This window comes from Paenibacillus sp. J31R122, assembly GCF_056269185.1.
In genome coordinates this window covers 1-26,713 of sequence record NZ_JBWDNM010000002.1, presented here as the reverse complement: position 1 = coordinate 26,713, position 26,713 = coordinate 1, and the positions used below count along the sequence as shown (strand labels likewise).

The following is a 26,713-nucleotide window of genomic DNA, read 5'->3' as shown; positions in this document are numbered from 1 at the left end:
CCTTCCACCATAGACGTTCTTATAGCTCACCGAATTCCAGTGAATTGGTTCATCACTAATAGCGGACCGCCCGATTAATACGAACAACATTAGAAATTTTACCACAATAGGCGCTACAATACAATACGTTTGTTAAATAGTCTTTTCCTGTATACTTAAAAAGCCATACGTTGACAAGAAAGGTTGTGAATCTTTGTGTAATTTAAAACAAATCGTACCCTTTGCCCAATTGGTTAAAAAACGCTATTTTTCTATGATAGCACTGTTCCTGTCCACATTTATTTTTACGATTGCTGACCCCATCCATGCGGTTGCTCAGCCATTAGCCTTTCGCGACACATCAGGACATTGGGCGCAATCATACATATCATGGGCCGTTGAAGAACATCTAGCGCAGGGCTATAGCGATGGAACATTCCAACCAAATCGACTTATTAATGAAGCAGAGTTTTTAGCGATGCTACTTCGAGCATATAGCTTAGAGCCTTCTTCCACTTCAAAAGCAGAGGCATGGTACGCGATATATTACGATTTTGCAAATAAGCTGAACTGGCCACTGACTTACGTTAATGATACAAAATCGTTTCGACGTGGACAAGCAGCCTTGCTTATGGCTTCCGCAGCAAACGGACGTTCATACACAGAAAAAGGCGCCATCCAATGGCTGCTTGAAGAGCATATTTCCAATGGACGTACCTCAGCTACTGTAATTGGATTTGAACCCGACGGTAAGCTCACGCGCGCCGAAGCACTAACTTTTTTTTATAATCTAAAGCTTCATTCACAATCACTGTCCTCAACAAAGCTGCCGCAAAATAACACTGTATTAGCTCATATCACTATAAATGATTCCGTACAAAAGGTAGAGCTGCTGCTTGGCAAGCCTTCGCGTATCGATCCCAGCGAACAAGCATTCTTATGGTATGTATATAAGAAGGACTATGGTGAATTCATGATGTTTGGCATTTTGAACGACCGCGTGACAGCTCTCTTCTCCAATGACGATGTCAATTGGGAAATGATTAACGGCGTCAAAATCGGTCAAACGCTTTCTAATGCCAAAAAGATGATAGACCCGCTTAGCAAACCGAAGCAACAAGACGATTATTATACCTATACGGACGATAATGCGAATACCACATTATTTCTTGACAATCATGACAGCAACAAAATAATCGGAATTCTCCAAATGAATCATACTGCTCTCAAAGATAAGCCAATAACGTATTCTGCCAAGCAACAATCTCCTTTTGAACAGCAATTATTCGATTTAACGAACGCCGAGCGTGCACAACGTAAGATCCCTTTGCTAAAATGGGACAAGCTCGCTGCTGCATCTGCCCGTGCTCACAGCTCAAACATGCAGTCTCATAACTTCTTTAGCCACCTCAATCCCGATGGCTTGTCGCCTTTCGACCGAATGAAGGCTGAAGGAATCAAATACAAAGCAGCCGCTGAAAACATCGCAGCTGGTTATGTAAACAGCATCTACGCTCACTACGGCTGGATGAATTCCTTTGACGGACATCGAGAAGCTTTGCTCAATAGCAAGCTAGAAAAAATCGGAACCGGAGTAGCTTTTGGCGGTGACTATAAGATTTATTATACCCAAAACTTCTATACGTCATAATTATAATGGATGTTGTAATAAAGTTTTCTCAATGTTTACATTATTGCGGGACAGCTAGGACAACAAGATCAGTCAGGATAGCCAGGTCAGCCTAAGGGTAGCTTCCGAAACACTAGCCCATTTTTATCGACAAAGAGGCTAAAATCGCTGTCTGTGCGATTACAGCCTTCTTTTTTAACTAATTTCTAAACTTTATGCTTTTTACTCAGACAATCGTTTACCGCAAGACCTGTTAACAAAAAAGAAGCTGTAAGCTTCGTTTAAGCTCTTACAGCTTCTTATTCGGCTAGATACTAGTCTGTAAGCTCGATTTTCGAACTTATAGCTCGTTAATCGTTCATTTCACTTGCCTCACTACTCTGGATGCTCACTCTGCTTCCTCGCCATGCCAGCCAGCCACTTCCGTTCCTTATCGGTTAGCTCTGCATCCATAAGAAGGTCTGGACGGCGCTGCAGTGTCCGCAGCAAGGATTGCTCACGGCGCCAAACCCCGATATTAGCATGATGCCCGGAAATGAGTACGTCCGGCACTTCCCAGCCACGAAATTCCGCTGGACGCGTATAATGCGGATGCTCCAAGAGTCCGGTGCTGTAAGAATCGGTAACCGCTGATGTTTCATTACCAAGTACGCCTGGTAACAGCCTTACCACACTATCAATAACGGTCATTGCAGGAATTTCGCCGCCAGTAAGCACATAATCGCCGATCGAAAGCTCGTCCGTTACAAGGTGCTCGCGAATCCGTTCATCATAGCCTTCGTAATGTCCGCATATGAGCACGAGATGCTGCTCCTTGGCAAGCTCTTCCGCCTTCTGCTGAGTAAATGGAGCTCCCTGTGGGCACATCAGTATAACGCGAGGACGTACATCTACCTCTGACATGAGCTGATCGACTGCCGCAAATACCGGCTCCGGCTTAAGCACCATTCCCCCGCCGCCCCCATATGGGTAGTCATCAACCGTATTATGTTTGTTATTGGAATACGCGCGGAAATTGATAGCCTGCAGATCTACAATTCCTTTTTCCTTCGCTTTCCCGAGAATGCTAGCGTTAAACACACCGTCGAACATTTCTGGAAAAAGCGTCAGCACATCTATTTTCATTTGTTAGATCAACCCTTCCATCAAACGCACCGTAACTGTTTTCTCTTTAACATTAACATTGATTAAGATCTCATCAATTACGGGCAGCAGCAGCTGCTTGCCTGCGCTTTTTGGACGATCGACAACCCACACATCGTTGGCGCCGGGGCTAAGAATTTCAGATATGACCCCTAGCTCTTCGCCTTCCTCTGTCACTACACGGCAGCCAATAATTTCATGGTAATAATATTCGCCTTCATCAAGAGGAGCCATATCAGCTTCCGATACTTTAAGTACCCAGCCTTTGTATTTCTCGACCACGTTAATATCGTTGAAGCCTTCTATTTTGAGTATATATACATTTTTTTGAGCGCGAGAGCTAACAATTTTTATTTCCATAGATGTGCCATTCTCTTCATTCAACATGAGGAGCTTCTTGCCCGGTGCGAACCTTTCATCAGCGAAATCCGTTTGTGAAAGTATTTTAAGCTCTCCCCTGATACCGTGCGTATTAACAATTTTCCCGACCGTAAACCATTTTCCGTTCATTGCAACCAGCCCTTCGTATGTGTATATCCGTATTATACACGCAAAAACGGCTTCGTTCCACGTTGGAGAACGAAGCCGATTTACAAGAAAAAAGCTAGGATAAAAATATCCTAACCTTTCACTCGTTGCACGTATTACGACATAATATCGACAATAACGCGCTTTTGCGATTTAACGGAAGCAGAAGTCACGACCGTTCGCATTGCTTTCGCAATGCGTCCCTGTTTACCGATGATTTTACCGATATCCTCGGGGTGAACCGAAAGCTCGTATATCGTGCCTCGGTCATCATCCTTTACATTAATTTGCACTTGATCGGGATGATCGACCAAAGCCTTCGCTATGACAAGAATCAATTCTTTCATCTCAAGGCCCTCCGCTGTTCAACAGTTATTTCTGTTGCTTAAGCTCATGGAACTTCTTCAATACACCAGCTTTGGAAAGCAAGTCACGAACGGTATCAGAAGCTTGCGCTCCTGTTTGCAACCATTTTAACGCTTTCTCTTCGTCAATCTTAACTTGAGCCGGTTGTGCAACCGGGTTATAAGTACCGATTTCTTCGATAAAACGTCCGTCACGTGGTGAACGGGAGTCCGAAACAACTACACGGTAGAAAGGAGCTTTGTGAGCACCAATTCTTTTCAAACGAATACGTACTGCCATGAAAATTCACCTCCTTCAAAGAGTAAACAGCTGTTAAAACGGGAATTTCATATTTTTTCCGAGCAAACCTTTAAGGCCCTTCTTGCCGCCCTTCGGTCCTTTCGGCCCCATCATCGATGAGAATTGCTTCATCATCTTCTTCATATCGTCGAACTGCTTGATCAGTCTATTGACCTCAACAATCGTTGTACCGCTTCCGGCTGCAACGCGTTTGCGACGACTGTGATTAAGAAGCTCTGGCTTCTGCTTCTCAGCTTTCGTCATGGAACGAACGATCGCTTCAATACGGCCAATCTGCTTCTCATCAACCTTCATATCCTTCATGCCCTTCATCTTGTTCATTCCGGGCAGCATATCCATAATTTGATCAAGTGGACCGAGCTTTCTAACCTGCTCCATCTGGTCAAGGAAGTCATCAAATGTAAACTCTGCGGTACGCATCTTGCGTTCCATCTCGGCAGCTTTATCAGCATCAATGTTCGACTGCGCCTTCTCAATAAGTGAAAGCATGTCGCCCATCCCGAGAATCCGAGAAGCCATACGCTCAGGATGGAAAGGCTCCAAGGAGTCAATCTTCTCACCCATCGCAGCAAACTTAATGGGACAACCTGTAACTGCTTTAACCGAAAGCGCCGCGCCCCCGCGAGTATCTCCGTCGAGCTTCGTCAGCACAACTCCTGTTAACTCAAGCTGCTCATGGAAACTCTTTGCAACGTTGACCGCATCTTGTCCTGTCATAGCATCGACTACTAGCAATACCTCATCTGGGTTTGTTAGCTTATGAATTTGCTTAAGCTCTTCCATCAGCTCTTCATCGATATGCAGTCGACCTGCTGTATCGATGATGACGTAATCGTTACCGTTGTCCTTGGCATGCTGGACTCCTGCTCGCGCAATCTCAACCGGCGATGTTTTGTCTCCTAAGGAGAATACCGGTGCATTAATTTGCTCACCTAGCACTTGCAGCTGCTTGATCGCAGCAGGGCGATAAATATCACATGCGATAAGGAGCGGCTTGTGATTACCCTTCTGAAGAAGCTTAGCCAGCTTACCGGTTGTCGTAGTCTTACCTGCACCTTGCAAACCTGCCATCATTATTATGGTTGGCGGCTTGTTTGCCTTCGCCAGCTTGCTTTGTGTTCCACCCATTAGCTCGGTGAGCTCTTTGTTTACGATATCGATGACGACCATGCCAGGCGTAAAGCTCTTCGTTACTTCCAGACCGATTGCCCGTTCCTTTACTTTTGCGATAAAGTCTTTGACGACTTTAAAGTTAACGTCCGCCTCTAGAAGCGCCAGTCGAACCTCACGCATTGCTTCACTAACATCATCCTCGGACACCTTACCTTTGCCCTTCAGCTTGCTGAATACATTTTGAAGCCTAGAAGATAAGCTTTCAAATGCTGCCATGTACCGTCACCTCCATTCTAATTATTTATGTCTGCTGCTCTAAATTGTGTGATAACACTCATTAGCGCTTCCTTATCCTGCTCAGCAATAGGAAGCTCATTTACATTGTTTACGAGCTCGGCGGTTAATTGCAACAGCGACTCGTGTCTAACAAGTAAGTTAAGTTTGCTTTCATAGCCTTCAAGCACCTGTTCAGCTCGCTTTATATGCTCATATACAGCTTGTCGGCTGATAGTAAATTCCGCAGCAATCTCACCAAGTGAGAAATCATCGTGAAAATACAATTTAAGGAATGTCCGCTGCTTATCTGTTAACAACGGTTCATAAAAGTCGAACAACAAATTGATTCGGGTTGTCTTAGATAAGGCATCTGGTTCATTAACTTTCATCCCCATCGCCCCTCCTGTAAATTTCACTTTGTTATACTCACCCCGTCAAGGGATAAGCCTTTACACCTGACAACGTCTTTTATCATACAGGACAATATAGGCAGCTGTCAAGCTTTTCACCTTGTCACCCGAATCAAATGTTTGGAATCGCGTAAAAAACCTCTTCGAAGCGCTTATTAAGTGTTAGATTCCGTCTCTTCATCTTCTCGCTGAATCAATCCAGCGAATAGCGCATGTATAAATTGCTCAGAGTCGAATTGCTGCAAATCCCCCATCTTTTCCCCGAGACCAACCAGTTTAACCGGCAAGCTCAGTTCATTACGAATCGCAATGACTATACCGCCTTTTGCTGTGCCGTCCAGCTTAGTCAGCACAAGACCTGTAACGCCGCTCTTCTCTCCGAACAGCTTCGCTTGACTAAGCGCATTTTGACCCGTTGTCGCATCAAGGACAAGCAGCACTTCATGAGGGGCATCCGGCAGCTCTCTCTGAATAACGCGGAAAATTTTGTTCAGCTCTTCCATCAGATTGGATTTGTTTTGTAGCCTTCCAGCCGTATCACAAAGCAGTACATCAACACCCCGCTGCTTAGCAGCCTGCACGGCATCAAACATAACCGCTGCTGGATCCGAGCCCGACTGCTGCTTGATCACATCCACGCCTACGCGCTGGCCCCAAACCTCCAACTGCTCGATCGCACCAGCACGAAACGTATCGCCTGCCGCCATAAGTACGCTTTTACCCTCACTCTTAAACTTATGGGCAAGCTTACCGATTGTTGTTGTTTTACCTACACCGTTGACACCAACAAACAATATAACCGTTATCCCACTGGAAGCCATCCGCAGACCGGAGTGGTCATCACCCTTCATGAGCTCAATAAGCTTCTCAGATAAAACTGGCTGCAAATCGGCTGCGTCCTCGATTTTACGCTTTTTCACTTCAACACGCAGCTCATCGATTAGCTGCATGACCGTATTTACGCCAACATCCGCACCAATTAAAATTTCCTCGAGCTCTTCGTAAAATTGCTCATCGATTTTTTTGCGGCGCGTAATAAGCTCTTCTACTTTCTCGACAAACGCTGTCCGAGTCTTCGTCAAGCCCTCTTTGAAAATATTGGTCACCGCTTCTGTCTTTGTAGCGATGCTCTCCTTCAGCCTCTTAAAAAAACTCATCGTTTCAACTCCTCCATCCTCACATTAACAGCTCATTCTCTATTTAGGCGGATACTGAATCCTCTTCCTCTAATCGGACGGATACCAGCTTAGACACGCCGCCTTCCTCCATCGTAACTCCATAGAGTACGTCAGCCTCTTCCATCGTCCCTTTGCGATGTGTTACTACGATAAACTGCGTAAGCTCTGAGAATTCTCGCAAATATTGAGCAAAACGCGAGACATTAGCTTCATCGAGAGCTGCCTCTACCTCATCCAGCACACAGAACGGAACCGGCTTCACCTGCAGTATTGCAAACAGCAGCGCAATTGCCGTTAGCGCACGTTCTCCGCCTGATAACAGCTGCAGGTTTTGCAGTTTCTTGCCTGGCGGCTGAGCTAAAATATCGATACCCGTATCAAGCACCCGATCAGGCTCTACTAATATAAGGTCAGCACGACCACCACCGAAGAGCTTAGCGAATACAACAACAAAATGACCGCGAATGGCTTCGAACGTAGTTTTGAAGCGCTTCGACATTTCATCATCCATTTCACGAATAACCTGGTAAAGCGTCGTTTTGGCCTCTATGAGATCGTCCTTCTGAGTTGATAAAAATTCAAATCGTTCCTTAACTCGATCGTATTCATCGATAGCGCCTAAATTGACCTCTCCAAGAGCGGTAATCTTACGTTTCAGATCGCGAACCTCATTCTGAGTGCCAAGAACATCCTCTGGAATCGGATAATGTTCCTTCGCCAGCTCGAAGCTGAGTTCATATTCTTCACTCAGCTTGCGAAGCATATTATCGAGCTCCACATCAAACCTATTTGCAGCAATTTCGGTCTGTCGCATTTGCTCCTCAACTGATCGCAGCTCAGCTCGCTGCTCCTTCGTCTCACTTTCGCCTTGATCCAGCTCAAGAACGCGCTGTGCTCTCGCTGCACGCCTCAGGTCCGTCTGCTCCGCACACTCCTGCTTCTTCAAGCGCAGGTGGTTGAGCTGTTCAATTTGCCGAACAGTCTCTTCATTATGACGAGCCAGCTCTTCCTCCTGCTGGGCAGCCATCGAGCGAAGCCCTGAAATCTCTTGCTTTGCTCGTTGAATATCGGTACGCACACGTGCTGATTGATCTTCGAACGAAAGCTTCTCTTGATCCGTTTTCGCAGCGGCTATTTTAATATCAGTCAATTGAACCTGCAGCTCTTCCTTCGCAGATTCACTAGCTTTGCGCCGATCTTCCGCAAGTCGGATCGCTTCTTGCAGTCTTGCTTCATCCAATACAAGCTGTGCTAGCCGAAGCTCGGCTGCACTCGCTGCCGCCTGCACATCCTTTTGCTCGGTTTGATGCGTGTCCCGATCCGCTGAATACAACTGACGCTGCTCATCCAGATGCTTAGCCTCGTTGTGAAGTTGCTGCAGCTCCGCGCGAATTTGTTGCTCCTCAATCCGGCTTTGCTCGCCTTTTGATCTCAGCTCCTCGATATTATGCGTACGAATCGATTGTTCTTTACGCAAATCACTTAGCTTGTCTCGCAGCTGCTCCACCATTTTACGCGCGTCGGCAATTTCGGTATCGAGAGCGTCGATCTGGCGTTGACGTCCAAGTAAGCTTGCGCCCTTCTTCTGCAAGCTTCCTCCTGTCATCGATCCTCCTGCATTAACGACATCGCCTTCTAGTGTTACGACGCGATATCTGTATTGACACTTGGAGGCTATCCGGTTAGCTTGCTCAAGAGTTTCTGCAAGCAACACGTTTCCAAGCAGACTCTGCACTATGGCCTGATAACGCGAGTCAGAGCCTACTAAATCTGCGGCGACGCCAACAAATCCTTCAACACCTTCAGCAGTACGCTTGTCATGCTCCGGCACCTGTCTGCTCCGAATAACATCCAGCGGCAAAAAAGTAGCTCGGCCAAGCTGGCGCTGCTTCAAAAACCCGATTGCCGTTCGAGCAGACTTCTCATCTTCCATTACGATATGCTGCAATGCCCCGCCCAACGCCGTTTCAACTGCCATTTCAATACGTTCTGGAACTCGAATCAGCTCAGCAACCGCACCATGTACACCACTTATGCCGCCATTTCCACGTCTGGATGCCTTAAGCACTTCCTTAACGCCTTGCATGAAGCCATCAAGCGCATCTTGCATTTCCTTCATCGTGTCACGTCGTGAAATGTGGCTGTCGAGCTTTTGCTCCCACTTTCGTATCGCAATTGTAACTTCATCTAAGCCTTGCGTAATCTTTTTCGTTAGCTCTGACTCCGTTAAAGTGAGATTTCTAGCTTCTTCAAGTCGAGCAAGTGTTGCTTCAAGAGCTTTCGCCAGCTCGGAACGTCTATTATCTAGACGTGTCTGCTGCTCCAGCCACTTTGTTTCATCCTCGCTGATTCGTTCCATGCGACGCTGCAGCGTTTCCTGCTGCTGAGCAGCGTATCTGATCTCATTGCGATGCTGAGCCATTGAGCTAAGCACTTCAAGCAGCTCACCCTTTAATGTCTCTTCCGCATCAGCGACCGTTCCACCTGCAACTCCAAGCAAATTCGATTCCTCTTCAGCAAGCTTCGAACGCAGATCAGCGAGCTGCAGCTCCAGCGCAGCCGCGCGGCTGCGGAACTCTGCTTCTTCCTTCGTAAGCATACTAATACGAGCATCTTGAGCGGCAATCGATTCCTCTAGCTGTTTCTTGTTCTGATCCAGATTGCGCTTGCGCTCCTTGAGTACCTCACCATAGCCTTCGCTTTTCTCAAAGTCCTCGCTAATTTGCAGCATCGACTCGTGCAGCTGATCCAATTCAAGCTCAATCTCTCTGAGCTGCATACGATCCTTCTCCAAATGAGCATCGTGCTTGCTTACCACGCTGGATAGCTGGAGCTGCTCTTGTTGCAGACGCTCCAGTTTAGTGTTTGCCTCCGACCATGAGCTGTGAACCTGTTCAATGTTATGTACATACATCGAAATTTCTTTTGTTTTCAATTGTTCCTTAAGCTCTTTAAAGTAAATAGCCTTCTCTGATTGCTTACGCAAAGGCCCAACCTGGTCCTCTAGCTCCGATACTAAATCGTGAATCCGAAGCAGATTTTGCTCTGTTTCATCCATCTTTCTTTGGGCTTCACGTTTACGCGATTTAAACTTAACAATTCCAGACGCTTCCTCAAAAATTCCGCGTCGGTCTTCCGATCGCGTACTTAAAATCTCTTCGATCCGACCTTGTCCGATTATGGAATATGCCTCTTTGCCTATACCTGTATCCATGAACAGCTCGGTTATATCTTTCAGTCTACATGGCTGTTTATTAATTAAATATTCACTTTCTCCGCTTCGGTGCACACGGCGAGTTACCGTCACCTCGTTATATTCAAGCGGCAGTGCGCCGTCGGAATTATCGAGCGATAACGAAACCTCACTATAATTTACAGCTTTCCGTGCGTCACTCCCGGCAAAAATAATATCTTCCATCTTGCCGCCGCGCAAGCTCTTGGCGCTTTGCTCACCGAGCACCCAGCGAATGCCGTCAGAAATATTACTTTTACCGCTGCCATTCGGCCCTACCACCGCTGTAATTCCGGTTACAAATTCCATTTCGGTTTTGTCGGCGAATGATTTAAAGCCTGATAATTCAATCCGTTTCAGAAACATGACTTGGTTTTCACCTCACCCCTCATTGTACCACAACTGACCAGCTCTGATAACCAGTTAGTCCCTTCAATTCGACAAAAAAAGAGAGCGCTCCCTTCAGTCTAATAGACCTCCAGAAACACTCTCTCTTATGGTCATACCTGTTCCTGCGACAACGCCAGCCATGCCTCAGCCGCTGCTCGTTGCTCCGCTTCCTTCTTCGTCCTCCCGGCACCAACGCCGAAGCGCTCTTCACCGAGATATACTTCTACGACGAACTCGCGATCATGAGCAGGTCCACGTTCTTCAATAATACGATACTCTACCATGCCAAGACCGTGATGCTGCGAACGTTCTTGCAGCCTGGATTTCGAATCTTTAACCAATAAGCCATAATCATTAGATTCTACAAAAGGGAACATATGCTCACCTAGGAAGGATCTTGTTCGATCAATACCTGCATCCAAGAAAATAGCGCCGACAAATGATTCAAACAGATCCGCCAGTAAAGCTTGACGCTGCCTTCCGCCTAGCTGTTCCTCACCGCGACCGAGCAGCACATGTGATCCAAGATCCAGCCGTTCTGCGAATTGGGCTAGAGACGGCTCACAGACAATGGATGCACGCATCCTTGTGAGCTCACCCTCCGGCCGTGTTGGATATACAGAGAACAAATATTCAGATACTAACAGCTGCAGCACTGCATCTCCTAGAAATTCCAAGCGCTCATTATCTTGGGCTGAACCACGTTTGTGTTCATTTACGTAGGAAGTATGAGTGAAAGCTTGCTTCAGCAGCTTTGTCTTTTTGAAGCTGAGCTGCAGCCGTTGCTGCAGCTCATGAAAGGGATCATGCTTCATATACTTTCATCACGATCGTCGCGTTATGACCGCCAAAACCAAACGAATTGGACATCGCAACTTGCACGTTCGCTTTACGAGGTTTATTAGGGACATAATCCAAGTCACATTCTGGATCTGGATTGTCCAAATTAATTGTTGGAGCGATAATACCGTTTTTGAGCGTCAACCCGATAATAACCGCTTCCACACCGCCTGCTGCACCTAACAAATGGCCAGTCATAGACTTTGTCGAGCTTACCGCGACTTTATAAGCGTGATCTCCGAACGCTTTCTTAATGGCAGACGTTTCCGATCTGTCACCAACAGGCGTTGAAGTACCGTGTGCATTGATATAGTCGATATCAGTCGGCTCTAGGCCTGCATCCTTAAGCGCCTTCGTCATACAACGCGCAGCACCATCTGGATCCGGTTCCGTCATGTGATGAGCATCACCGCTCATGCCATATCCAATCACTTCCGCATAAATCTTTGCTCCGCGAGCAAGAGCGTGCTCTAACGATTCAAGCACCAATACTCCTGCACCTTCACCCATAACGAAACCGTCACGACCGCTGTCAAACGGACGACTCGCTTTCTCCGGCTCATCGTTGCGCACAGACATCGCACGCATTGAGCAAAAACCAGCCATGCCCGTCGGTCTAATTGTAGCTTCCGCACCGCCGCAAATCATCACGTCAGCATCGCCGCGCTTAATCAATTTGAACGAATCACCGATGGAATGCGTTCCAGTCGCACAAGCGGTAACCGCTGTACTATTCGGACCCTTCGCACCTGTAAGCATAGATACTTGACCAGAAGCCATATTCGCGATCATCATCGGAATAAAAAAAGGACTTACGCGTTTCGGGCCCTTCTCAAGGAGGATGTTATGCTGATCTTCCCACGTGCCAAGTCCGCCTATACCCGAACCGATCATAACGCCGACGCGTTCAGCATCTGCATTTATACCAATTTGCAAAGCTGCGTCTTTAACCGCAATCTGGCTTGCAACTGCTGCAAATTGTACGAAACGATCCATTCTGCGAGCTTCTTTTTTATCCAGGTTATAATCTTCCGGATTGAAATCTTTGATCTCAGCAGCAATTCGCGTCGGATATTCCGAAAAGTCGAATGCCTCAGCTACAGAGACTCCAGACTTCCCTTCCAACAAATTATTCCAAAATTGCTCCAAGTCGGAGCCCAATGATGTCATAACTCCCATGCCTGTAACGACAACTCTTTGTTCCATTCCATTCACCTCTAAGGACAGCAATGTAGATGACCATACTGCATCATCTTTTATTTATATAAAAGCACTTAAGCTTAAGCTCACCCAAAATTTTGAAAACGATTAACATGGAGAGAAGTCCCGTTTGTAAAAAACGGGACTCGTCCTTCATTACGTATGAGATTGTATGTATTTAACAACTTCTCCCACAGTGGTGATAGTCTCTGCATCTTCATCAGAGATTTCCATATCAAACTCGTCTTCTAGCTCCATGACCAATTCAACGACATCAAGAGAGTCAGCGCCGAGGTCATCTTTAAATGAAGCTTCAATTGTAACTTCCGCTTCGTCTACGCCTAGTCGGTCGATGACGATACGTTTTACGCGATCTACTACTTCGGACATCCGGTTCACCTCCTCCATGGTATTATACGAGAATTAAAGATAAATTGCCATACGTAACCGTTTAATTCATTCATGATGAATTATTTTGTTACATATACATCCCGCCGTCTACATGAATCGTTTGACCGGTCATGTACGCGGCAGCATCAGATGCGAGAAAACGAACCGCATTCGCGATGTCGCTCGGATCACCGAGACGGGCAAGTGGAATTTGTCCAGACAATGCTTCACGCATGTCTTCCGGAAGTTTCTCCGTCATTTCAGTCTGAATAAATCCTGGAGCAACACAGTTAACGGTAATTCCACGTGAAGACAGCTCGCGTGCGCTTGCTTTCGTTAATCCGATAACTCCCGCTTTTGCTGCAACATAATTGGCCTGTCCTGGATTTCCCAACACGCCAACTACGGATGAAATGTTAATGATTCGGCCTGAACGCTGCTTCATCATCGAACGAGTGACCGCTTTTATGCCATTGAAGACACCTTTAAGGTTCGTTTCAATAACTTGGTCAAACTCGTCTTCCTTCATACGCATGATAAGATTATCCCTTGTAATGCCCGCATTATTCACTAAAATGTCAATCGCTCCAAATTGATCAATGACTTCCTTCACCATCGACTCAAATTCTACGACTTTTCCGACATTCGCTTGAATAATGATTGCGCGCCGTCCAAGAGCTTCTACGGCTTGCGCCGTTTCAGCCGCGGCCTCCTTGCTGCCTGAGTAATTAATGGCAACATCGGCACCTGCCTCGGCCAAAGCAATTGCAATTGCTCTTCCGATACCTCTTGAGGCTCCGGTTACGAGCGCTTTCTTCCCTTCCAAGCTGGCGAACATGATATCCCCTCCAAAATAGGTAATTCACCTATAGTGATTCTAACGCAGAAATACTGTTTATGGAAATTACTCGAACACTTTTGTCAATCTTCTTAATTAGCCCAGCGAGTACTGTTCCTGAGCCAACTTCCACAAATGTATCTACACCTTGCTCGATTAAATAGCGAACGCTGTCTTCCCACAATACTGGTGAGTACACTTGCTCTACCAGCAAGCTGCGAATATCGCCTGCAGCAGTTACTGGACGAGCTGTTGCGTTTGCCACGACAGGTACAGCAGCATCTTGCATCGCAATGCCAGCCAAAGTTTCTTCAAGATTTTGTGCAGCAGACTTCATAAGCGATGAGTGGAAAGGTCCACTAACCTCAAGCGGAATAACACGTTTAGCTCCAGCCTCTTCTTTCCCGCGTTCTACAACTGCTTGAACACCAGCAGTTGTACCTGAAACAACGATTTGACCAGGACAGTTTACATTTGCAAGCTCAACAACTGAACCTTCAGCCGTAATTACAGCACATAGTGCCGCTAACGTATCACGATCAGCACTGAGCACCGCTGCCATAGCACCTTGTCCACTTGGAACAGCTTGCTCCATAAATTGTCCGCGCGCGCGAACAGTTCTAACCGCATCTTGGAAGGAGATTACTCCTGCTGCTACTAGAGCGCTATATTCGCCGAGACTGTGACCCGCTACATAATCAGGCTTCAGACCGCGTCCTTCAAGTGCCTGAAGCATTGCAACACTTACCGTAAGAAGTGCAGGCTGCGTGTTTGCCGTTTGCTTCAACTTATCGTCTGGACCCTCAAAAATTAAGCTGCTCAAAGAAAATTGCAGTGCTTCATCTGCCTGATCAAAAATAGCACGTGAACTTTCATATGAATCATATATATCTTTGCCCATGCCTACGGCCTGAGCGCCTTGCCCTGGAAAAACAAAAGCCGTTTTGCTCAAAGATATTCCCCTCTCCAAAGAGTTTGCGAATGCAAACTCACTTCGTAAGCATAAACCTAAGTTTGCGAATGCAAATTCACTTCAGAAGTATGCTTACCATACGATAACTGATGCTCCCCATGTTAGACCGCCGCCAAAGCCCACAAGCATCAATGTATCGCCTTCGTTCACACGTCCTTGTTCAACCGCCTCAGCCAGTGCTACCGGAATAGATGCAGCTGACATATTTCCGTATTTATCCAAGTTAATCATTGCCTTATCTTCCGATAGGTTCAATCTGTTCAGAGCCGATTGAATAATGCGGATATTCGCTTGATGCGGTACGAGCAAATCAATGTCTTCTTTTGTCAATTCCGCCTTCGCCAGTGCTTCCTCAGCCGCACTGCCCATAATCCGAACCGCGAATTTGAACACGTCGTTGCCGGCCATATGAATGAAGTGCTGCTTCGATGAAATGCTATCTGCTGTTGCAGGAACGCGTGACCCGCCTCCACATACTTTGAGAAGATCCCCGCCGCTGCCATCCGCGCCAAGCTCGAATGAGCGGAAACCTCTGCCTTCCTCCACTTGACCAAGGACAACAGCTCCAGCGCCGTCTCCGAACAAGATACATGTATTGCGATCAGTATAATCAGTAATACGCGATAACGTCTCTGCTCCAACAACTAACACATGTTTATACATGCCGGATGCAATCATGCTCGAACCCGTTGCCAGTCCGTAAATGAAACCTGAGCATGCAGCTGATAAATCAAACGCTGCAGCCTTCTTTGCGCCAAGCTTATCCTGCAGCAAGCATGCTGTCGACGGGAAATACATATCCGGAGTTACGGTAGCAACAATAATGAGATCAATATCTTCGACAGTCAGGCCTGCTGCCTCTATCGCTTTCCGTGACGCATGGTACGCAAGATCAGATGTTGCTTCCGACGAAGATGCAATCCGGCGTTCTTTAATGCCAGTTCGCGTAACGATCCATTCATCGTTCGTTTCCACCATTTTTTCTAATTCTTTGTTAGATAAAATATGTTCAGGAACGTATTTCCCTGTTCCAATAATCCCTACAGGATGTAAACCCATTTTACTCACTCACTTCCCGTTGATTTCAGCTGCAATTGATTCAATTAATTGACCTTGAATCGCAACACGAGCTTGTCGCACCGCATTTTTAACGGCGAGTGCATCGGAAGAGCCGTGACACTTCACGACGAGGCCGTTTAGTCCAAGCAAGGGCGCTCCGCCATGCTCCTTGTAATCCATTTTTTTCTTCAAGATTCGCAACTTCGGCATCATGATTGCTGCAGCTAATTTCGTCATCATAGATGAACTAAAGGATTCCTTAAGCGAGGAGAAGATAGTTCCCGCCGCGCCTTCAAATGACTTCAACATAATATTACCGGCAAAGCCGTCACATATAAGCACATCGCAATTGCGTGTCAAAACGTCACGAGCCTCAACATTGCCCACGAAATTAATCGGCGCGTGCTGAAGTAATTCATAAGCCGCTTTCGTCACTTCATTTCCCTTTTTCACTTCGGTGCCAACATTGAGCAATCCGACGCGGGGGTTTTTCATTCCATGCACCTTTGCACGGTAAATGCTGCCCATAATCGCATATTGCAGCAAATGCTCCGGCTTTGCATCCATGTTGGCACCCAAATCGAGGGCAAGAATACCGATATCGTCTATCGTTGGCATCATTGGCGCAAGCGCCGGTCTTTCAATGCCGTCCATACGTCCGACAATTAGCAAACCAGTGGTCATCAGCGCTCCTGTATTACCTGCGGACAGCATCGCGTCCGCTTGCTTTTCGCGAACCAACTGTCCTGCTACAACCATAGACGCGCCTTTTTTTCGACGCACAGCCTTAACTGGCTCATCATCAGGCCCAATAACCTCATCCGCATGGCAAATGGTTATATTGGTCGGCTTTCCCCCTTTCATCTGCGCTTCAATAGTAGCTGTGTCGCCAACAAGCAGCAATTCAGTATCCGGCCACTGCAATGCGGCATCCATTGCTCCTTGTACAATTAAGCTTGGAGCATGGTCCCCGCCCATTGCATCAATAGCGATCCGCATGTTCGTCTCCTCCTCCAGCATCTGTATCTTTAGCGGATCGGTAAATAACAAAGTTACCCTGAAACACCATTTCATCCCCCACATACGTAAACAGCTCTACCTTCGCTTTGCTTCGTTCTCCCGAAATCGAACGAACATAAGCTTTGGCTATACATTTCTCACCCAGCTTGACCGGGCGAATAAACCTTATATCTGCTGTTACGGTAAGCGCAATTTCATCGTCTATAACTGCAACAGCAAGTGAATTCGCTTGTGCAAACACATGATGTCCTCGAGCAATGCCTGTCCTCGAGAAGACATGTTCTTCTCGAATTTCAAACACCGAGATGCCGCTTTTATCTAATTCTAAATCAATGATATCACCTATCACTTCATGGAGCGGCAGTGATCGGACGGAATCATAAGACCGTTCAGCCATCAGCTTCAGACGCTCTCTTAGCTCAGGTATGCCAAGCTCCATCCGGTCAAGCCGAATCGTCTGGATGCTTACCTTCAACAGACGCGTGAGCTCCCTATCGGTTATAAAGGGATTTTCGTCAATAAACCTCGCAAGCTGCTGATGTCGCTGTCGTTTAGGCATTCGTTCGATTTTCGGCACCACCTTCTATGTATAGTGACTAATGTATATTATAATCATACCTCGTTATTCGGAACCGCCAATATGATTAGTATGCGCTTGTTAGTAGATATTATCACCTGGTACTAAATTAGTATATAAAAAAATACGCCATGGCGCAATAAACCATAAAAAAAATAGCACCTCACCACATGATGAAGTGCTATCGCTGAGATCAATGCATTATTGTGCAATGATTTCTTTTGTCTTGTAATATCCACAAACTTTGCATACGTGGTGAGCCATTTTCAGCTCTCCGCATTGCTCACATTTCACCATGCCTGGTACTGCAAGTTTAAAATGTGTACGACGTTTATCACGGCGAGTCTTGGATGTTCTACGTTGAGGTACTGCCATATTTCCCACCTCCTTCACAAAATCAATCGGTAAATCGCTTATTCCTTAAATAGATCCTTTAGCGCTTCAAAACGGTAATCAGTCTTCTCCGTTGGGCAGCTGCATTTGTGCTCATTTAAGTTTTCTCCACATGTTTGACAAAGACCTTTACAATCATGTTTGCAAAGCGGGGCAAATGGAATAAATAACTGAAGCGCTTCTTCCACATAAGGCCTCAAGTCCAATCTGTCCGCATCTACTTCAATGAAATCACTCTCTTCCTCTTCTTCCAAGTCCTCATCACGAACTTCGTCAGACGAAGCACGCTTAAACACTTCTGAGAATCGAATGACCGTATGCTCTTTAACCGGATCCAGACAACGTACGCATGCTAGTTCCAAGTCAGCGACAAGCTTGCCGTCAACCTCAATGAATCCTTCATGCCCAGTTACCTGTAACGATACTTGGAGCGGTCCTGCACGATAAACATCTTGGCGTCCTTTAAAAAGGTCACTAACATCTAACTGTTCGTCAACTGTAGTTTTTAACCCTTTGGACATCGTTTCCTGAATATGAAACTCCATTATATCACCCCAAACAAACAAAGTTTATTATATCTATCAGACTACCGTTTTGTCAACATTTTCGCGCTGTTATTCCGTAGTCTGCCACAGCTCGTGATTGAACCGCATCTCTGTGCTATAGTAAAACAACCAACTTATAACAAAGAGAGGACTTGGAAAAATGCGCACCGTTGGACTCATCGTCGAATACAACCCGTTTCATAACGGTCATCTTTATCATTTACAACAATCGCGCAAAATAACGGGAGCGGACTCGGTAGTCGCCGTTATGAGTGGTCATTTCCTGCAAAGAGGCGAGCCTGCTCTGCTCGACAAATGGTCGAGAACGAAAACAGCCCTTGAGGGCGGCTGTGACCTTGTAATCGAATTGCCCGTTGCCTACGCCACTCAAGCCGCCGAATGGTTTGCATACGGCGCCGTTTCCTTGCTAGAGGCGACAGGTGTTGTAGATTCCTTATGCTTCGGCACAGAAAGCGGTGAACTGGACCCGTTGCTCTTTGCTGCAGAATTGATCGCTCACGAGCCTCCAGCCTTCAAAGCTCATCTAAAACAGCTTCTACAGACGGGTATCAGCTATCCTAGCGCTTACAGCAGCGCCATATCGATCTATTTAGCGGAGCAAGGACACTCTTCCGCATCGTGTTTCCAGTTTGCTTTACCCAATCACACGCTTGCGCTTCACTACTTACTGGCAATGAAGCGTATCGGCAGTGATATAGAGCCTTTTACAATTGTACGTGAAAAATCACAATACAATCAAGATACCGTGTCCGACAGCCAAATTGCAAGCGCAACTGCTATTCGCAAGCTTCTGCTAGATCAACGTACACTTGAACCCGTACGCCCTTATATCCCACATTCTACCTATTGTACATTGGAAGCAGAATGGTCTGCCGGTCACTGTCCGATAAGCTGGAATCATTACATAAACCCATTGCTGCATTCAATAATTACTCGTTCTACAGACGATCTAGCAAGCCTTCACGAAATTACGGAAGGGTTAGAGCACCGCATTCGCAATTGTCTGCCTAAGCTTGCTTCCACACATTTTGATGACTTGCTTGAAGCGCTAAAAACGAAACGGTACACACGTACCAAGCTGCAGCGATCATTACTCTCTATCCTGCTCGGACATACAAAATCCGATTTTACAGGGGACAAGCTTGCTTCAGGCGTTGAATATATAAGAGTACTAGGATTTACGAACAAAGGCAAGCAATTACTTCGTCGTATGCGAGAAACAGCGAAGCTGCCCGTACTCCTTAGCGCGGCAAGAACGCCCAAGACCTATCGATACTTAGATCTAGATGTGCAAGCAACCGGCGTTTATATGCTCGGTATGTCAAGCGGTACATCTCCGCAATCGTTGTATCGAGATTTTACAGATAAGCCCATATCCATTAATTGAGGTATGATGACGGAATTTAGCAGCAGGTAACACTTTTTTTGCTATAGATTGGTAGATAAAAAGGCTTCAATGCTTTTCATTGCATCATCCAACGAATGTACACTTACAACTTGCATTGCGGTGCCTAGTGCATCCGCCTTCGCTTTCGCATCCCTATAATTGTCAGAGGGCACCAAAAATAATTGTGCGCCCTCTTTGCTTGCAATGACGACTTTCTGCTTAATTCCCCCTATTGCACCTACTTCTCCATCAACAGTTATTGTTCCAGTAGCGGCAATAGCAGCACCGCCTGTTAAATCACCCTCGGTCAGCAGATCCAGTGCTTGTAATGCAAATACAAGACCGGCGGAAGGTCCGCCGATATCTTCAGCTGTTATCATCAACCGTTTGCGACTATCGTCCGGCTCTAAGCTGCGTAGCTCTGTCAAGCCTTTTACTCCCAATGCCTTCGGCAGCTCTTCCACTGTTAACGAAGATTGGATGGCATCTCCCGAGATTGTTACAATTTGTTGTTCCCCAACACGTTCAATATCGAATCCAATATGCTCACTTTGCTCCAGCTTTTTTAGCGCCGACAACATATCCCCGATGCTAGTGAACCTTACGCCGCCATTAATTCCAAGAAGCCTGTCACCAGCTTGAAACTTATTGGAAGCACTCTCTTTAGCGGATACATCCGAAATGACAATCGATTGAGTAACGGTCTGGTAGGGCACACCGGCGTACCGATAGGCTGCTTCGATTGCATTATTTTGCGAGCCTTCCATAATTACGCTCAGTCTTTGAACATATTGCTCCTCGGAGAACCCTCGAAACACATCACGCTTCAGGTGAACGTCCAAATTCGTATCCCACATCGACTTTATCGCACCTATAAAATTGGGCTCAGTTAATTTAACCGCAGTAAGCAAAAAAGAGCCCTCTCCGTATATGCCGCCTTCTTCGATGGTCATCATCGGTTCAACAGGCGTAGCAATTCCAGGCTCATAAACTAGATAGGGTGTCGGCGCATACAACAATGCCCACATCAACCCTGCTGTTAATACTACTATAATGGCAGTCCTTTGAAAGTCAGATCGTTTCAATCGCACTCCCTCACTCCCCTTTCTTCATAACCGTATCACAAATCGCTTCCCCTGCTCTTCTAACGATTATGGTCTATACCCTGCGGTATAGACGTATTAATTAATGTAGACTGTCTGTCCATATTAGAGGGAACTTGTGTCTATTTCATATCACATTTATAAAGCTAATTACCGCGTATGCGGAATTAAGGAGTGAACAGCATTGGCCAAAACAGTTCTGCTTGCATGCTTCTCCATTTTGCTTGTCGGAGCGATCATTTTTCAGCCTGATGCTGCTTTCCAATCCTCACTGCAAGGGCTCACCGTTTGGTGGAATATCGTATTTCCGGGTCTATTGCCCTTCCTCGTGCTATTCGAGCTTATTGCCGCCTTCGGTCTCACTCACGCGCTTGGCACACTTCTGCAGCCTTTGATGGGCAAAATGTTCAAACTGCCCGGAGAAGCCGCAATGGCGGTCGTAATGGGCTGGATGGGCGGCTATCCTACTGGCGCTGAAGCTGTAGCTTCATTACGAAAGCGTAATCTCGTCAGTAAGCAGCAAGGTCAGCGTCTGCTTGCTTTAGCTCATATGCCTAATCCGCTGTTTATGCTCGTCGTAATTGGAGCCGGATTTCTGCACAAGCCGATTGTTGGTGCCATGATAGCCGCTTCAGTATGGCTGTCCGCACTATGGCTGATGCTTATGGTTTCCTTATTCAGCAGCGATAAGAGTGCGGTTAGTACCAGTATCAGTCAACAAAGTAGCAATAAAAAACGCCCAAGCTTGCTTTATCGTACCGCCGAAGCACTTCACCTAGGTAGAGAACAGGACGGCCGGAGCTTCGGCAAAGCGCTCGGTGATGCGGTTGCTTCCAGCGTTCAGAAGCTCCTCGTAATTGGTGGCCTTATGATCTTCGCATCGGTTCTCGCCAAGCTTGCCGATCCTTTACTGTCACCATTATTATCTATGATCGGGCTAAACTTTCTCACTCAAGCCTTCTTTGAGGGCCACCTCGGCGCATATGCGGCCGCCGTCTGGGATGCTCCCGGTACCAGCAGTCTGACCAACGCCGCAGCAATAGCCGCTGTACTCGCTTGGAGCGGCTTCAGCGGCATTTTACAAGCTGGATATGCGATTAATGGAACAGACTTAAAGCTGTTGCCATTCGTTGCGACGCGCCTCGCGCATGCCCTGCATGCTTTCTTATTCATGGTTCTACTCTGGAAACCAATGACGGCCTTGCTTCGTCCTTTACTTGCACCTGGCGCAGAACCTGTCTTTGTCTTCACGGATCCACATACTATGAACACTTTAGGAGCTTCTGCGGTAAGAGCGAGTGACATACCGCCCATATGGCAGTATTCAATAGGAAGCTCCGCATTTCTGCTGCTCTTCACTATGATCATTTCATTGATAACAATACCGTTTCGCAGGAGCCGCTCCCCTCAATAGTCAGAAGATTATGTTGGCTGCACTCCGCACGGATCGTACATCTATTTATGGCTGTGGTTTATATTTCTTTTTCAATTGCTCCTCAACCACCGGAGGTACAAGCTCGTGCACATCACCATGGAATTGGGCGATTTCCTTCACAATGCTTGAACTCAAATACGAATATTTAGGATTAGTCATCATAAAAATCGTATCGATTTCATCATCCAGCAAATGATTTGTCGAAGCAAGCTGCAGCTCATATTCAAAGTCGGTTACCGAACGAATCCCTCTAATAATAACGTTTGCTTGCTTTGTTTTCATGAAACGGACAAGCAGATCACGGAAGCTTTCAATCTCGACATTCGGAATGTCACGTGTCACTTCAATGAGCTGCTGTTTACGCTCCTCTACAGAAAATAATGGATTTTTGCTCGTGTTGTTCAACACAGCAACGATTAAACGATCAAATTGCCGTGCAGACCTTCGAATAATGTCCAAATGCCCGTAGGTCACAGGATCAAAGCTCCCTGGGTATACTGCGACGCGCTCTTTATTATTCGTTGACATCGTCTTCACTCCTATCGTGGCTCTCATTGTTGTAGTATTTGTATATGGACACGGCAATATCTCCGTATTTTGCGTATTTAATTTGTTCAAAATATTCCAGTTGCCCCGGATAATGATGTCCAGCATCATGCTCCACAACGATAATCGCCTCTGGCTCCAGCATATCTTCAGCAGCCATTTGTGCAAGTAAATGATCCATCGTCGTCATTTTATAAGGCGGATCAAGAAAAACAAGCCGAAATTTTTGTTTGCGCTTCGCTAGCGCTTTCAATGCGCGCTCGGCATCATTGCGATATATTTCCGCAGCACTGCCCATTTTTGCCGTATGAACATTTTCACGAATGATGTCTATACTTATTTTCTCACGATCAATAAACACTATTCGCTCAATGCCTCTGCTCCATGCTTCTATGCCTAACCCACCCGTACCTGCGAATAGGTCAAGTGCTGTACCTCCGTCAAAATAAGGACCAATCATACTGAATATAGCTTCTTTTACTTTATCCGTAGTAGGCCTCGTATTCATACCCGGCACAGCCTTCAGGATGCGGCCTCTTGCCTCGCCCGCAATGACTCTCACTGAAATTGCCCCTTTCTTTCTCTTCCCGCCTATCGTACCATAGTTTCCCTTTACTAATAAAGTCGAAGCTTGTCTAAAAATATAGGTCAGCTCCGTAATAATCGGCTGTACGAAAATCTTTTATCCTAAATATGTATATTCACAGGCCAATCGGACAAAATAAAATCATCGGCGTTGCAAGATGCCGTAGACAACCGCGGAGAAGGCTTACGTTTCCCCATAAGTTCTTCATCCGGTTTCTCCTCTCCCATGAAAAGGGCGTCCCGAAAGGGACGCCCGATTTGTTGTATAAACCCTTATATATTAAGGGTTTTAATTATTTATTTATGAAACAATAAACTGTTCACCGATTGTCCACCAAAATTTAATTTGATATTGTCTCAAAAATTTACTGCCTCAAGCAATATATTAACTATAGCTTTGTCGGTAAGAATTGAACCACAACAACGGTGTACGATTAAAAAGCTTCATTATAATCTTTTTTTCATCTCATAGAGGAAAACAGCCCACATAGGTCGGCGGGCTTCTTTTTCTGTTAAAGATTTAGATGGAAATGTAATCGGTTACAATTCGGAGGATAAAAATTATTGAGATTTGTAGTAATGATAAAACTAAAATTAATTCGAGCTTGCAAAATATGCAATTGCGCTATCAGGACACGATAATACACATTGATGAGCAGGGCAGGCGCTCCGGTAGCTTGCTTTTTTTATTAAACTAACGGGCAGTATAGTTTAAAAATGTCCATTTAATTTTTATTAAAATAACTTATAACAAAAGGTGGAATTAGATAGGCGTGAAAGACTCCGTTCCTTCATATACATGACACGGAGAGGAGAGGATGAATATGGAACAACCTTTAGATCCTAAAAAGATTCCTAAATACATAAATCAACTCGGAAATACACCGGTATATATGCCTACTGTTCTTAGACAGCCTACGACTGGTCAAGTGATCGGGCATGCATATAGCATTATCGCTAATGAGTTCCAGCAGCAAATCTTACCATCTGGGTTCGGTACAACGAAAGTGTTTGGTTACGGTGGTATGGTCCAGGACCCACACACAGGAAGAGCCGTTTACTATAGAAGTGCACCAGGCCCCACATTTGAAGCCATTCGAGGAATTCCCGCACATGTCCAATGGATTAACCACATAGAAGGTCCCCATTTTCTCCCTGTTGATCCGACACTTGATTGGGCAAATCCAAATTCAGTGTCAGTTCCACTACCACCATTTCCATCATTTCCACCAGGATTTCCCCAAGCACAGAAAACTGTACCGATCGCCCCTCATTTGCACGGCGGAGAGAATCCTTCTTATTATGACGGCTATCCTGATGCGTGGTGGACTGCAGATGGAAAGACTGGTATGGCGTTCACAACGAATACCTACATATTCCCCAATATACAGCAGCCTACAACCCTTTGGTATCATGATCATACGATGGGAATCACTCGGTTGAACAATTACGCGGGACTTACAGGATTATATGTGATCCGTGAGATGAATGACCCTATTGCCCCATTTCTTCCCAGCAGAGTGAATGAGATAACACTAAACATTCAGGACCGATCTTTTCATAAGGATGGCTCTCTTTACTATGATCGTTTGGGGGCTAACCCAAGTATTCATCCTTACGTACCACCAGGTTTTTTTGGAAACACGATAATGGTAAATGGAAAGGTATGGCCGAACCTAAATGTCAAGCCTCAACAATATCGTTTTCGTGTTCTGAATGGTTCAAACGCACGTTTTTATCATTTACAGCTTTCCAATCAACAGAAATTTATCCAGATTGGCAGCGACGGAGGATATTTGCCTCAACCTGCAGAACTTTCTTCACTAATGATTGCACCGGCAGAACGAGCAGATATCCTTATTGATTTCTCATCTTTAGCTCCTGGTACGACCGTTATATTAAGGAATACTGCTAACGCCCCGTTCCCAGATGGAGCAACGGCAGACCCGGAAACCGTTGGTCAAATTATGCAATTTACAGTCATAAATGATACCGTCTTACCTCCCAAAAAATTGCCCCCTGTTCTGAACAACATTCCGCAATTAAAGCCAATAATAACGAGAACGTTGACTTTATTCGAACAAGAAGGTCCTAATGGCCCCCTCAAAGTTACGTTAGATGGCCAACTGTGGAGAAATCCTGTTTCTGAGCTGCCTCAGGCAGGAACGACAGAAGATTGGCAAGTTGCAAACCTTACCACTGACACGCATCCCATCCATCTCCACCTCATTCAGTTTCTGCTCGTTAGCCGTCAGGAATTTCGATCTGACGATTATCTTAGCGACTGGCAGAAATTAAATGAAACGACAACGCCGGGAACCCCACCGTATTTTGTTAATCCCAAGGTACCGCCGATAGGTCCATATTTGCAAGGTCAACCTATTGCGCCTCCACCGAGTGAGAAAGGCTGGAAGGATACTATACAAATGAATCCAGGAGAAGTAACCACGATAAGAGTTCGGTTTACGTCCCAGGATGGCAGTCCCTTTCCATTCGACCCTAGCATTGGGCCTGGATATGTATGGCACTGTCATATGCTTGAACATGAGGATAATGAAATGATGAGGCCGTTAAAGATATTGCCTTAAAGATCTATAAAAAACAGCAGGGTGCCCCTTTAAGGACTTCAATCTAGAATTAACGGAAGTAGTAGATACAACTAGGCAGTGATTATACGCGTGATTAAGCTAACGGGTAACTATAGTTGAATCGATACGAGAAAAAGGCAGCCAATATCATAGGCTGCCTTTTCCACACTAAAGGGCAGAAAGTTCGTTTATTTTAGGATGAAGTTCAAGAGCTTATTATTTTAGAAGAAGAATGGAAAAAAGAATGGATCGAAATCAAAACGGTCACGACGGTCAAAACGATCAAAACTGTCAAAACTGTCAAAACATTTTGTACGTACTGGTTTCGCGCTTTTTTGTTTAGCTTTATTATTCCTATTTTTGTTTGAGCTTACCCGCACATGTTTTTTGGTGGTGTATTTCATCTATATATCACCTCCTTGTTCTATATAGTATGTCCAATAAGTTGCATTGATTGGACGAGCGTTTATTTGAGAGTAAAATAAACTTCTATACCGCTGGGTAAAGGTTTTTTTAATGAATCAACAGTTGTTCAACTAACGGGACACGATAGCTCAATAACGGATATTTGAATAAAACACCCATTTTTATGAACATGTCTACACACAAAACCTTTTCAGAAGCATATAAACGGCCATACAAGCCAATTTCTTTTTATAGATCGAAGT

Annotated in this window: 27 protein-coding genes; 4 read left to right on the top strand and 23 right to left on the bottom strand. The window is 45.7% G+C overall.

The window, feature by feature from the left end:
- Positions 1–193: 193 nt before the first annotated feature.
- A complete protein-coding gene (locus tag AC0YN7_RS03190; RefSeq protein WP_475808514.1) occupies positions 194–1,630 on the top strand; it encodes a CAP-associated domain-containing protein in 1,437 nt (478 codons plus the stop codon).
- Positions 1,631–1,984: 354 nt separating this feature from the next.
- On the opposite strand, the gene trmD is transcribed toward AC0YN7_RS03190, so the two are convergent.
- The 18 genes from trmD to AC0YN7_RS03100 form a co-directional block, all read right to left on the bottom strand.
- Complete coding sequence (gene trmD, locus AC0YN7_RS03185) at positions 1,985–2,734, bottom strand: tRNA (guanosine(37)-N1)-methyltransferase TrmD (RefSeq protein ID WP_475808513.1); 750 nt, start codon at positions 2,732–2,734, stop codon at positions 1,985–1,987.
- Positions 2,735–2,737: 3 nt separating this feature from the next.
- The gene (gene rimM / locus AC0YN7_RS03180; RefSeq protein WP_475808512.1) at positions 2,738–3,262 is read right to left on the bottom strand and encodes a ribosome maturation factor RimM; all 525 of its coding nucleotides are present in this window, start codon (positions 3,260–3,262) and stop codon (positions 2,738–2,740) included.
- Between the two features lie 134 nt (positions 3,263–3,396).
- Entirely contained in the window at positions 3,397–3,627 is a 231-nt protein-coding gene (locus AC0YN7_RS03175; RefSeq protein WP_053375695.1) for a KH domain-containing protein, read from the bottom strand.
- 25 nt (positions 3,628–3,652) lie between these two features.
- Complete coding sequence (gene rpsP / locus AC0YN7_RS03170; RefSeq protein ID WP_053375694.1) at positions 3,653–3,925, bottom strand: 30S ribosomal protein S16; 273 nt, start codon at positions 3,923–3,925, stop codon at positions 3,653–3,655.
- 33 nt (positions 3,926–3,958) lie between these two features.
- Positions 3,959–5,335: a signal recognition particle protein gene (ffh, locus tag AC0YN7_RS03165; protein ID WP_475808511.1), complete on the bottom strand. Its 1,377-nt coding sequence runs from the start codon at positions 5,333–5,335 to the stop codon at positions 3,959–3,961.
- 17 nt (positions 5,336–5,352) lie between these two features.
- Positions 5,353–5,724, bottom strand: a complete 372-nt coding sequence (ylxM, locus tag AC0YN7_RS03160) for a YlxM family DNA-binding protein (RefSeq protein WP_475808510.1) — start codon at positions 5,722–5,724, stop codon at positions 5,353–5,355.
- Between the two features lie 176 nt (positions 5,725–5,900).
- Positions 5,901–6,902 carry a signal recognition particle-docking protein FtsY gene (gene ftsY / locus AC0YN7_RS03155; protein WP_475808509.1) on the bottom strand — a complete coding sequence of 334 codons (1,002 nt, stop codon included), beginning with the start codon at positions 6,900–6,902 and terminating at the stop codon, positions 5,901–5,903.
- Between the two features lie 43 nt (positions 6,903–6,945).
- The gene (smc, locus tag AC0YN7_RS03150; protein WP_475808508.1) at positions 6,946–10,521 is read right to left on the bottom strand and encodes a chromosome segregation protein SMC; all 3,576 of its coding nucleotides are present in this window, start codon (positions 10,519–10,521) and stop codon (positions 6,946–6,948) included.
- 134 nt (positions 10,522–10,655) lie between these two features.
- Positions 10,656–11,360: a ribonuclease III gene (gene rnc, locus AC0YN7_RS03145; RefSeq protein WP_475808507.1), complete on the bottom strand. Its 705-nt coding sequence runs from the start codon at positions 11,358–11,360 to the stop codon at positions 10,656–10,658.
- Positions 11,350–12,591, bottom strand: coding sequence for a beta-ketoacyl-ACP synthase II (fabF, locus tag AC0YN7_RS03140; protein ID WP_475808506.1), 1,242 nt, complete (start codon positions 12,589–12,591; stop codon positions 11,350–11,352). Before fabF ends, rnc begins: the two co-directional genes overlap by 11 nt.
- Positions 12,592–12,741: 150 nt before the next feature.
- A complete protein-coding gene (locus tag AC0YN7_RS03135; RefSeq protein ID WP_102712222.1) occupies positions 12,742–12,975 on the bottom strand; it encodes an acyl carrier protein in 234 nt (77 codons plus the stop codon).
- An 88-nt stretch (positions 12,976–13,063) separates the two neighbouring features.
- Complete coding sequence (gene fabG, locus AC0YN7_RS03130; protein ID WP_475808505.1) at positions 13,064–13,813, bottom strand: 3-oxoacyl-[acyl-carrier-protein] reductase; 750 nt, start codon at positions 13,811–13,813, stop codon at positions 13,064–13,066.
- A gap of 28 nt (positions 13,814–13,841) precedes the next feature.
- Positions 13,842–14,765 carry an ACP S-malonyltransferase gene (fabD, locus tag AC0YN7_RS03125; protein WP_475808504.1) on the bottom strand — a complete coding sequence of 308 codons (924 nt, stop codon included), beginning with the start codon at positions 14,763–14,765 and terminating at the stop codon, positions 13,842–13,844.
- Positions 14,766–14,858: 93 nt separating this feature from the next.
- The gene (locus AC0YN7_RS03120; RefSeq protein WP_475808503.1) at positions 14,859–15,845 is read right to left on the bottom strand and encodes a beta-ketoacyl-ACP synthase III; all 987 of its coding nucleotides are present in this window, start codon (positions 15,843–15,845) and stop codon (positions 14,859–14,861) included.
- A gap of 9 nt (positions 15,846–15,854) precedes the next feature.
- Positions 15,855–16,844 (bottom strand): phosphate acyltransferase PlsX, encoded by a 990-nt coding sequence (gene plsX / locus AC0YN7_RS03115; RefSeq protein WP_475808502.1) that lies wholly within the window; start codon positions 16,842–16,844, stop codon positions 15,855–15,857.
- On the bottom strand, positions 16,828–17,424 hold the full coding sequence (fapR, locus tag AC0YN7_RS03110) for a transcription factor FapR (protein ID WP_475809092.1): 597 nt from the start codon (positions 17,422–17,424) through the stop codon (positions 16,828–16,830). The genes plsX and fapR overlap by 17 nt, the downstream gene beginning before the upstream one ends.
- Before the next feature lie 219 nt (positions 17,425–17,643).
- Positions 17,644–17,817, bottom strand: a complete 174-nt coding sequence (gene rpmF / locus AC0YN7_RS03105; RefSeq protein ID WP_475808501.1) for a 50S ribosomal protein L32 — start codon at positions 17,815–17,817, stop codon at positions 17,644–17,646.
- 38 nt (positions 17,818–17,855) lie between these two features.
- The gene (locus AC0YN7_RS03100) at positions 17,856–18,380 is read right to left on the bottom strand and encodes a YceD family protein (protein ID WP_475808500.1); all 525 of its coding nucleotides are present in this window, start codon (positions 18,378–18,380) and stop codon (positions 17,856–17,858) included.
- A 160-nt stretch (positions 18,381–18,540) separates the two neighbouring features.
- Between AC0YN7_RS03100 and AC0YN7_RS03095 the strand changes: the two genes are divergently transcribed.
- A complete protein-coding gene (locus AC0YN7_RS03095) occupies positions 18,541–19,788 on the top strand; it encodes a nucleotidyltransferase (RefSeq protein WP_475808499.1) in 1,248 nt (415 codons plus the stop codon).
- A 41-nt stretch (positions 19,789–19,829) separates the two neighbouring features.
- Here the strand turns inward: AC0YN7_RS03095 and AC0YN7_RS03090 are convergent, their stop codons facing one another.
- The gene (locus AC0YN7_RS03090; RefSeq protein WP_475808498.1) at positions 19,830–20,879 is read right to left on the bottom strand and encodes a S16 family serine protease; all 1,050 of its coding nucleotides are present in this window, start codon (positions 20,877–20,879) and stop codon (positions 19,830–19,832) included.
- A gap of 196 nt (positions 20,880–21,075) precedes the next feature.
- Here AC0YN7_RS03090 and AC0YN7_RS03085 point away from each other — a divergent pair, with 196 nt between their 5' ends.
- Entirely contained in the window at positions 21,076–22,305 is a 1,230-nt protein-coding gene (locus tag AC0YN7_RS03085; protein WP_475808497.1) for a nucleoside recognition domain-containing protein, read from the top strand.
- Between the two features lie 45 nt (positions 22,306–22,350).
- Here AC0YN7_RS03085 and coaD read toward each other — a convergent pair whose 3' ends face one another.
- The 3 genes from coaD to AC0YN7_RS03070 all read right to left on the bottom strand — a co-directional run bounded on the left by coaD (position 22,351) and on the right by AC0YN7_RS03070 (position 23,685).
- Positions 22,351–22,854 (bottom strand): pantetheine-phosphate adenylyltransferase, encoded by a 504-nt coding sequence (coaD, locus tag AC0YN7_RS03080; RefSeq protein WP_475808496.1) that lies wholly within the window; start codon positions 22,852–22,854, stop codon positions 22,351–22,353.
- A complete protein-coding gene (rsmD, locus tag AC0YN7_RS03075) occupies positions 22,841–23,434 on the bottom strand; it encodes a 16S rRNA (guanine(966)-N(2))-methyltransferase RsmD (RefSeq protein WP_475808495.1) in 594 nt (197 codons plus the stop codon). The genes coaD and rsmD overlap by 14 nt, the downstream gene beginning before the upstream one ends.
- A gap of 125 nt (positions 23,435–23,559) precedes the next feature.
- Complete coding sequence (locus AC0YN7_RS03070) at positions 23,560–23,685, bottom strand: hypothetical protein (RefSeq protein ID WP_475808494.1); 126 nt, start codon at positions 23,683–23,685, stop codon at positions 23,560–23,562.
- Between the two features lie 596 nt (positions 23,686–24,281).
- On the opposite strand from AC0YN7_RS03070, the gene AC0YN7_RS03065 reads away from it, so the two are divergent.
- Positions 24,282–26,045, top strand: coding sequence for a multicopper oxidase family protein (locus tag AC0YN7_RS03065; protein WP_475808493.1), 1,764 nt, complete (start codon positions 24,282–24,284; stop codon positions 26,043–26,045).
- 221 nt (positions 26,046–26,266) lie between these two features.
- Here AC0YN7_RS03065 and AC0YN7_RS03060 read toward each other — a convergent pair whose 3' ends face one another.
- Positions 26,267–26,449, bottom strand: a complete 183-nt coding sequence (locus tag AC0YN7_RS03060) for a hypothetical protein (protein WP_475808492.1) — start codon at positions 26,447–26,449, stop codon at positions 26,267–26,269.
- Positions 26,450–26,713 lie beyond the last annotated feature (264 nt).